The organism is Acinetobacter sp. YH01018, assembly GCF_013420295.1.
In the GTDB taxonomy this organism is placed as follows: Bacteria; Pseudomonadota; Gammaproteobacteria; order Pseudomonadales; family Moraxellaceae; genus Acinetobacter.
Window position 1 is genome coordinate 1 of sequence record NZ_VOYL01000124.1, and the last position, 1,180, is coordinate 1,180.

At 34.2% G+C, this 1,180-nt stretch carries 1 protein-coding gene; it reads left to right on the forward strand.

Annotation, left to right across the window (positions count from 1 at the left end; translation table 11 throughout):
- Positions 1-71 precede the first annotated feature (71 nt).
- Positions 72-1,162 (forward strand): IS4-like element ISAba33 family transposase gene (locus tag FTT83_RS15930; protein WP_107010211.1). Its coding sequence is split into 2 segments (ribosomal slippage): positions 72-612 and positions 612-1,162, totalling 1,092 coding nucleotides; the frame shifts between segments, so codons are not numbered across the junction.
- Positions 1,163-1,180: the final 18 nt, after the last annotated feature.

The window sequence follows — 1,180 nt, forward strand, 5'->3', positions numbered from 1 at the left end:
CTTTGTACACGACAAAAAAAGATAACTCATTGAAATAATGGCATAATACTTGTTTTCTGACGACGAATATGATGACACATTTCAATGAGTTACATCTCATCTTAAACAAATATCTAAAGTGGAACAAGTCACATGCAAAATGTTTTACACTGATTATGCTTGCATTAATTGTAAAACAGACATGTAATCTTTCTTCTGCATCTAAAGCCTTACCCATCAAGTGCTTACCACAATCATTTTATCGACGTATACAACGCTTCTTTGCAGATCAGTATTTCGATTATCGTCAAATTTCTCAGTTAATTTTCAATATATTTTCATTCGATAAAGTCCAATTAACTTTGGATAGAACTAATTGGAAATGGGGAAAACGAGATATTAATATCTTGATGTTAGCCATCGTCTATCGTGGAATAGCGATACCTATTGTTTGGACATTGCTCAATAAACGTGGAAATTCAGATACAAAAGAGCGTATTGCTTTGATTCAACGCTTTATCTCCATTTTTGGTAAAGATCGTATTGTGAATGTGTTTGCAGACAGAGAATTTATCGGTGAGAAATGGTTTACATGGTTAATTGAAAATGACATTAACTTCTGTATACGTGTTAAAAAAACTTTATTGTGACCAATCACTTAGCCAAGAATCATAAAATTAGTGATTTATTTCGTCATCTTCAAGTTGGTCAAACTGAATGTCGTAAACGACGTATTTGGGTTGGTCGAGTGAAACTGTATATTAGTGCGCTACGATTAGAAGATGGAGAGCTTTTACTTGTTGTTTCTCCTATGTTTAATGCTTCTGCTATTCGTGATTATGCATTACGCTGGGAAATCGAAACGTTATTTAGTTGTCTCAAAGGACGTGGATTCAATCTTGAAAATACTCGTTTAACAGACCCTAGACGAGTCAAGAAATTGATAGCAGTGCTAGCTATCGGTTTCTGTTGGTGCTATTTAACAGGTGAATGGCAACATGATCGGAAAAAAGCGATAAAAATAAAGAAGCATGGACGACTTTCAGTAAGTTTATTTCGCTACGGTTTGGACTATGTTCAAATGGCTATTCTACGTTTGATTGGTTTTGGAAAAAAAGAAGAATTTAAGAAAGTGCTAGCAATTTTAAGAAAGAAAAAGCCTGATAGGACAAGGATCCTATGAAATTTGTCGTGTACAGAG